Here is a 7,100-nt window from a genome sequence, read left to right on the forward strand (position 1 = left end):
GGATATCGCCGATACGATCGCGGCCTTCGCCAAGGCCGCCAAGGCGGCCGCCGAAATCGGCTTTGACGCCATCGAGCTGCACGGCGCCCATGGCTATCTGCTCGATCAGTTTTTCTGGGACGGCATGAATCAGCGCGATGATCGTTTCGGCGGCGGGCTGGTCGAGCGCACCACCATCGTCCAGGAAATCGTCAAGGCCGTGCGCGCGGAAATCCCCGCCGACCTGCCCCTCATCCTGCGCTATTCGCAGTGGAAACAGCAGGACTATAATGCCCGCCTTGCAGACACGCCGGATACGCTGGGCGAATTCCTCGGCCCGTTGTCGGATGCCGGTGTCGACATCTTCCACGCTTCCACGCGCCGTTTCTGGATCCCGGAATTCGAGGGCTCGGACCTCAACCTCGCCGGCTGGACCCAGAAACTCACCGGCAAGCCCGCCATCACGGTCGGCTCGGTCGGTCTGAATTCCGACTTCATCGGCGCTTTCATGGGCGAGAATTCTCCCGCCGCTTCGCTGGACGGGCTGATCGAACGCCTGGAACGCAACGAGTTTGACCTCGTCGCCGTCGGCCGCGCCCTCATCTCGGATCCGGAATGGGCGGCCAAGGTCCGCGATGGCCGTTTCGACGAGCTGGAAGATTTCAGTGCGGAGGCGCTGAAAGAATTGGTGTGATCAGTCACGCCCGACAGATGAATGCAACAGCGCCCGGCCGATTGGTGGCCGGGCGTTTTCATGAGGAAGACCTCCCGCCATCACCTCCCCGGAAGGCCTTTTCTCATGCAAACAGTATTGCCGCTGCGGGACAGCACGACCCAGCCCAAATGCTGATAGAGCCGGACATTCTCAGGCATTTTCACATGGGTGTTGAGACGCATTTCCGCAAACCCCTGCTTGCTGGCTGCGCCCTCCGAAATCCGCATCAATTCGCGTCCAAGCCCCTTGCCGCAATGGTCAGGACAAACCGCCAGATTAGCCAGCTTCATGAATTCATCGCCGGCAACAAGAACAAGACCCGCGATAATCTCGCCGCCCAGCAAGGCGACCCAGACCTGGTTGTCGCGAATATCCTCCGCACACCCCTCCGATACCGCTGGCAAGTCAGGGATCTGCGCCGCATACCGGGCATAGGCCGCCTCAAAACAGGCCGCCAGCCCGGCAGCATCCGCTGCCTGGGCAGGGCGTATGACCGGGGTTTGTGTCGTCATGTCATCGGACCCGCCACGCGTGTTTCGAGAGTGAGCACTCATAGCTTGATCCCTGCAGGTGGGAAACCGGACCGCCACGGCTCCGGAAGGGCGGGCCTGTCGCGGGGACGCCCACACGCGGCGAAGCCTTGCACCGGTCGAAAGCAATAGACGGGAAAATGTTGGCTGAGAAATAAATGGTGCCCGGGGGCGGAATTGAACCACCGACACGCGGATTTTCAATCCGCTGCTCTACCCCTGAGCTACCCGGGCACCGTGTCGAACAGCTGCCTCGGCAGCCAATCGAGAGCGCGGTTTATAGGTCGGGCACGGATGCGTGTCCATGGCCCTTTTCAGCAAATTCACAACCGGTGGCAGTCATCGTCGCAACATGGCGCCCGCGCGTGCCCCTACTGATCTTCTTCGCTGGCCGGATTGTCTTCGGCGACGTCGGCGGGCTCGCCGGGAATGGCATAGGAACCACTCACCCATTTGCCCAGGTCGACATCAGCGCAACGCTTGGAACAGAAGGGTTTGAACTCGGGGTCGGCCGGCTGGCGGCAAATCGGACATTTCATCATGTGTCTCCTTTGCGGGAGCGGATGGACAGGGTCTGGGTCTGGGCCGGGGTCTGGGCCGGGGTCACGCGCGGCCGACGCGGCACTCATGCCGGTCAAGATCGGTCTGTTCCGCCAGTTCGAAGCGCGGACCGATGCGGTCGGTCAGAGCCGCACGCCAGGCGATGGCATCGCCGTCGAGCCAGGCAAAGACCTCACCCGGTACGGCCAGGGACAGCTTGCGGGCCCGGTCATGCCGCGCCTCGCCTTCCAGACGGCGCAAGGCCGCCAGAGCGGCGGTCTCGACCGTGAGACGGCCATCGGCCTCCAGCATGACCTCGGACAGGGTGCGTCCACGACGCTGGCGGGCCACTTCACCAATGCAGAATTGCGAGAGCGGGGCGACATCGACCTTGGCCCGGTCACGCCGGAAGGCACCGCGCAGGGTCTGCTCGACCGCCTTGCGATCCGGCTGGCCACGCATGTGCACGAAATCGATCGCCAGCATGCCGCCAATCCCGCGCATACGCGCCTGGCGGGCCGCTTCCTTGGCGGCGGAATTATTGAGCTGAACGGCAAGCTGGGCCGCATTGCCCTGGCCCTTGCGGCCATCGGCATCCACGTCGAACGTCGTCATCGCACGCGTGGTCTCGATATAGAGCGAGCCACCGCCCGGAATCGCCACAAGCGGCAGGAGTGCGTCATCGAAGGCTGCGGCGAGATCATGATCGGTCTCATCGGCCCAGATGGCCTCGGCATCGCCAAAGACACGGACCAGTCGCTGGGCGATGATGTCCGCCGGTTCGAGACAATCGGGCGCATCGCCCGGCTCGACCTCGACGAGACCCAGATTCGGCCCCTTCTCGGCATAGGCTTCGCGGGCCACGCGAACTCCGATGGCCGCGCCCTCGTGCAGACCCTTGGGACGCCCGGACTTGCCAAAGGGCAGGAAGCCCTCCTCGCCGACACCCAGATCGACAAAGGCGGCATTGAGGGCCGGCTCGACACGCTTGACGCGACCACGAAAGACCTCGCCCTCAATGGCCCGCCGCCCGGCTTCCGACCAGCGTTCGAGATGAAGCTCGACAATGCGCCCATTCTCGGCCACCGCGGCGCGGGTTTCGCCGATATTTTCCTCGATCAGGATCTGACGATTCATGACGTCTCTGCCTCGCCCATGCGCGCGGTCGTTGGATAGCCCAGCCCGGTCAGCATATTGGCGGTCTCGTAAAGCGGCAGCCCCACGACACCGGTGAAGGAGCCGATCAGATTGATGACAAAACAGCCGGCCCGGCCCTGAATGGCATAACCACCCGCCTTGCCCTGCCATTCGCCGGAGGCGAGATAGGCGGCGATTTCAGGCTCGGACAAGCGCTTGAACTTGACCCGTGTCTCCACGACCCGGGCCGCAAAACGACCATCCGGGGCACGCGCGGCAATCCCGGTGAAGACCCGGTGATTGCGCCCCGACAGCAGGTCCAGGCAGCGCCGGGCCTCGGCTTCGTCCTCGGTCTTGGGCAGAACCCGCCGACCGACGCCGACCACCGTGTCGGCCGCCAGCACAAAGGCATCCGCGGCGCCGGGATGGGCCATGGCTTTTTCCTGCGCAAGGCGCAAGGCGAGAGGCCCGGGCAGCTCGCCGGGTATCTCGTGCTCATCGATATGAGTGGGTTCGACCGCGTCAGGGGTCAGGCCCGCCCCGCTCAATAAATCGAAGCGTCGGGGCGAGGCGCTGGCCAGGATCAGGCGCGGGCGGGGGTGTGCCGTGTCGGCAAGCGTCATCGCGTCACCACGCCGGCCCTCATGCTTACTTGAAGCGATAGGTGATCCGGCCCTTGGTCAGATCATAGGGCGTCATCTCGACCAGCACTTTGTCGCCGGCGAGAACGCGGATACGGTTCTTGCGCATCTTGCCCGCCGTGTGGGCAATGATTTCATGTTCATTTTCGAGTTTGACCCGGAAGGTCGCATTCGGAAGCAGTTCCGTGACTTCGCCCGGGAACTCCAACAACTCTTCTTTCGCCATGCGGCTCCTCGTTTCCGGCCCTGTGTGGGCACAAAAATTGGGGTGTAACGTCCGACTCGCCGAGCGAGCGGCGCACCGGAGCGCGCTGTATACTCCCTCTCACCGGCAAAAGTCGAGACGTCAGGCGCTTTTTGGGGTGGGTTCCCACTGCGCAACCTGCGCCGCGATGGCGTCACGGGTTTCGCGATAGGCCGCAATCTTCATGTCGCGATTGCCGCCCGTCTCGCTGGGATCCGGAATTGGCCAGGCCTGGAACTCCGCCCCGGTCCGCGCAGCATACTCCTTGGCCATGCGGTCGGCCGCGGTGGACAGCGAGACAATTATGTCGGCCGGAGGCTCCCCGACTCCATTGAGCGCGATGGGCGAGAAGTCTTCCAGGTCGACCTTCTTCTCCAGCATGACCGCGACCATGAAAGGGTCGACGAAAGCCGCCGGAATGACACCGCAGGAGCGTGCCGTGGCCTCATTCCCGAAACGCAGGCGCCAGAGCGCTTCGCCCATCGGCGAGCGGATCGCATTGCGGCCACAGACAAAGAGCACAGATGGCAGGCTCATGACGCGGCCCGCCGATGCAGGGCGCAGATCAGGGTGAACAGGCGGCGCGCAGTGTCGAAATCAACTTCGATCTTGCCGGTCAGGCGTTCGCGCAACAGGGTCGAGCCTTCATTGTGCACGCCACGCCGGGCCATATCGATCGCCTCGATCCGTTCCAGCGGCGCATCGCGAACGGCCTCGTAATAGTTCTCGCAGATCAGGAAATAATCCTTGATGATCCGGCGCAGCGGCCCCAGCGCGAAAACGAAGCCATGCACAGGTGTGTTGTCCTCCTGGCGCACATCGAAGACCAGCCGGTCGTGCTCGATCGCCAGCCGCAGTGCAAAGGGACCATCCGCGTCGCCATCGGGCCGAAAGCGATTGCCTTCGAGCAGGTCCGCGATCGCGACGCGGCGCTCGTGATCGGCATTGACGTCACCCGGCCCCATGCTGGCGCCATCGAGGTCAATACTGACAATCCTGTCTCCGGACTGGCTCATGAATCGGGTGTCTCTCCATCCGCCGCATCGACATCTGCGTCGAGGGCATGTTCCGGCCGGGCTGATGCCCGCCAGGGGCGAGACAGGTCAACCATGACCACATCCAGGCATTCGACATCAAGGCGCAGCTCACCGCCACCGGAAAATGTGCAAATCACCTGTCCGGACGGCATTTCGCCCGTTTCGAAGCGCAGCGAGAGCAGATTGACCACCGCATCCTCGGCACCCTGTCGGATATTGGCCGAGCGTGCGGCGGTGACCTGACCGATCTGGACACCACAGCGCACCCGCCGGTCACGTCGCCCGGATTCCCAGCAGAAGCGGTTGAAGGCCATGGTGAAGGCGCGCTCGCGGCGTGAATAGGCGAAATCCCCCAACAGGGCGACGGCATCCTGGAGCGCGGTTGAAACCGCCTGCAAGTCCTGCTCGTCCAGCGCGGTCAGTCGCAAGGGAGAAACCATCATATGACGTCCTGTTTTCAGTCCCCGTCGGGCAGGCGTTCAATGCGGGCGCCACAGCCTGACAACTTGGCCTCGAGCCGCTCGAAGCCCCGATCGAGATGATAGACCCGGTTGACCACGGTTTCGCCCTCGGCGGCAAGACCGGCGATAACCAGGCTGACCGAGGCGCGCAGATCCGTCGCCATCACCGGCGCACCCCGCAGGCGGTCGACACCGCGCACAACCGCCTCATTGCCATGCACCGTGATATCGGCGCCAAGGCGCGCGAGTTCGGGGGCATGCATGAACCGGTTCTCGAAAATCGTCTCTCGGATCACCGAAGACCCGTTGGCCAATGCCATCACCGCCATGAATTGCGCCTGGGCGTCAGTGGGAAAACCCGGGAAGGGCTGGGTCTCGATATCGACACTGTCCAGACGACGGCCATTGCGGGCCACGCGGACACCATCGGCAACGGCCTCGATCGTTACGCCGGCCTCGCTCATGGACGACCACAAAGACTTGTTGTGGGCCAGAACAGCGCCCTCCAGCACCGTGTCTCCGCCCGCCGCGGCGACGGCCAGGGCGTAGGTCGCGGTCTCGATCCGGTCAGCCACGACCTTGTGGGTCACGCCGGACAGACGGGACTGGCCCTGGATGCGAATAGTCGAGGTCCCCGCGCCTTCAATGGTGGCGCCCATGGCGCTCAGGCAATCCGCGAGATCGACGATCTCGGGCTCGCGCGCGGCATTTTCGATCACGCTCTCGCCTCGCGCCAGGGAGGCGGCCAGCATGGCATGTTCGGTCGCGCCGACCGAGGCGAAGGGCAAATCGATCTCGCCACCGACCAGCCCCCCTGTCGGGGCCTTGGCCGTGACATAGCCCTCGGCAATATCGATCTCTGCCCCCAGCGCCTTGAGCGCCTTGAGGTGCAGATCCACCGGGCGCGCGCCGATGGCACAGCCGCCCGGCAAGGAGACACGGGCATGACCCTCACGGGCAAGCAGCGGCCCGAGGACGTTGAAGCTGGCGCGCATTTTCCGCACCAGGTCATAGGGCGCGAACGTATCGCTGATCTCGGCAGCGTGCAGGCGCAGCCGGGCGGGTTCCGAATCGCTGACCTCGACCCCCAGTTCTGCCAGCAAATGACCCAGGAAGCGGCTGTCGGCGAGGCGCGGCATCCGGGTGAGGACGAGCGGCTCATCCGTCAGCAATGCGGCAGCCATCAGTTTGAGTGCCGAGTTCTTGGCCCCGCTGATATCGATTCGACCTTCAAGGCGCGCGCCGCCCTGGATGACAATCCGGTCCATGAGAACTCCTTAAAACCCTGATGCGCTTGGCATGACTTGAACAGACCGCCATCCCAGAGCCCGATCCGGGCGGCATTATGACGGGTCGGTGGGCTTTTCTGAGGCGTTTTGTGCAGCCGCACTGTCATTTTCCACCGGCACGTCATCCGGCTTGCGGGCTGCGGCCTTGCGTCGACGCAGATTGGCGCGCAGGGCCTCGGCCAGGCGCGCTTCCCGGCTGTTTGGCGCGGCTTGTACGCGTTTCTGACGTGGCGGCTTGGCGGGGGGATCGGTGGGCGTGTTCATGCAATTGGTCATGTCGAACGCTGCACATCACGTCAAGACACTCTTGGCGTGGCGGCGGGCTTGAGCTATATGCCCGGCTCTCGCTCGCCGAAAGGCGACCCGGCGCCGCTATAGCTCAGGGGTAGAGCGTTCCCTTGGTAAGGGAGAGGTCGAGTGTTCAATTCACTCTAGCGGCACCATTACTCGCGCATCACCGGAGAACCACCCCTGGGGGGACGAGGCTTGTCGTCACCGCCCTGTCTGGTATTGGCAGTAGGGACGGG

General features: G+C 64.0%; 10 protein-coding genes, 2 tRNA genes and 1 pseudogene. 2 read left to right on the top strand and 11 right to left on the bottom strand.

From position 1 onward, the window contains the following. Positions 1-673, top strand: a pseudogene (locus tag QZ266_RS12480) (12-oxophytodienoate reductase); the annotation flags it as partial. Between the two features lie 80 nt (positions 674-753). Here the strand turns inward: QZ266_RS12480 and QZ266_RS12485 are convergent. The 11 genes from QZ266_RS12485 to QZ266_RS12535 all read right to left on the bottom strand — a co-directional run bounded on the left by QZ266_RS12485 (position 754) and on the right by QZ266_RS12535 (position 6,837). Further along, positions 754-1,248 (bottom strand): GNAT family N-acetyltransferase, encoded by a 495-nt coding sequence (locus QZ266_RS12485; protein WP_295695652.1) that lies wholly within the window; start codon positions 1,246-1,248, stop codon positions 754-756. Positions 1,249-1,383: 135 nt separating this feature from the next. Next, positions 1,384-1,458, bottom strand: a tRNA-Phe gene (locus QZ266_RS12490). 137 nt (positions 1,459-1,595) lie between these two features. Beyond that, entirely contained in the window at positions 1,596-1,763 is a 168-nt protein-coding gene (locus QZ266_RS12495) for a DNA gyrase inhibitor YacG (RefSeq protein ID WP_295695654.1), read from the bottom strand. A gap of 64 nt (positions 1,764-1,827) precedes the next feature. After that, a complete protein-coding gene (locus tag QZ266_RS12500; RefSeq protein WP_295695656.1) occupies positions 1,828-2,901 on the bottom strand; it encodes a ribonuclease E/G in 1,074 nt (357 codons plus the stop codon). Continuing rightward, on the bottom strand, positions 2,898-3,524 hold the full coding sequence (locus QZ266_RS12505) for a Maf family nucleotide pyrophosphatase (protein WP_295695658.1): 627 nt from the start codon (positions 3,522-3,524) through the stop codon (positions 2,898-2,900). The genes QZ266_RS12500 and QZ266_RS12505 overlap by 4 nt, the downstream gene beginning before the upstream one ends. 25 nt (positions 3,525-3,549) lie before the next feature. Further along, complete coding sequence (gene infA / locus QZ266_RS12510) at positions 3,550-3,768, bottom strand: translation initiation factor IF-1 (RefSeq protein ID WP_011643070.1); 219 nt, start codon at positions 3,766-3,768, stop codon at positions 3,550-3,552. A gap of 120 nt (positions 3,769-3,888) precedes the next feature. Next, positions 3,889-4,323, bottom strand: coding sequence for a low molecular weight phosphatase family protein (locus QZ266_RS12515; protein ID WP_295695661.1), 435 nt, complete (start codon positions 4,321-4,323; stop codon positions 3,889-3,891). After that, a complete protein-coding gene (locus QZ266_RS12520) occupies positions 4,320-4,802 on the bottom strand; it encodes a UPF0262 family protein (RefSeq protein WP_295695663.1) in 483 nt (160 codons plus the stop codon). Before QZ266_RS12520 ends, QZ266_RS12515 begins: the two co-directional genes overlap by 4 nt. Then, complete coding sequence (locus QZ266_RS12525) at positions 4,799-5,266, bottom strand: DUF2948 family protein (protein WP_295695665.1); 468 nt, start codon at positions 5,264-5,266, stop codon at positions 4,799-4,801. The genes QZ266_RS12520 and QZ266_RS12525 overlap by 4 nt, the downstream gene beginning before the upstream one ends. A gap of 14 nt (positions 5,267-5,280) precedes the next feature. Then, complete coding sequence (murA, locus tag QZ266_RS12530) at positions 5,281-6,552, bottom strand: UDP-N-acetylglucosamine 1-carboxyvinyltransferase (protein WP_295695667.1); 1,272 nt, start codon at positions 6,550-6,552, stop codon at positions 5,281-5,283. Positions 6,553-6,627: 75 nt separating this feature from the next. Continuing rightward, on the bottom strand, positions 6,628-6,837 hold the full coding sequence (locus tag QZ266_RS12535; protein WP_295695669.1) for a hypothetical protein: 210 nt from the start codon (positions 6,835-6,837) through the stop codon (positions 6,628-6,630). Between the two features lie 104 nt (positions 6,838-6,941). Here QZ266_RS12535 and QZ266_RS12540 point away from each other — a divergent pair. Continuing rightward, positions 6,942-7,016, top strand: a tRNA-Thr gene (locus QZ266_RS12540). Positions 7,017-7,100 lie beyond the last annotated feature (84 nt).

The organism is uncultured Maricaulis sp. (genome assembly GCF_905480005.1).
Classification (GTDB): domain Bacteria; phylum Pseudomonadota; class Alphaproteobacteria; order Caulobacterales; family Maricaulaceae; genus Maricaulis.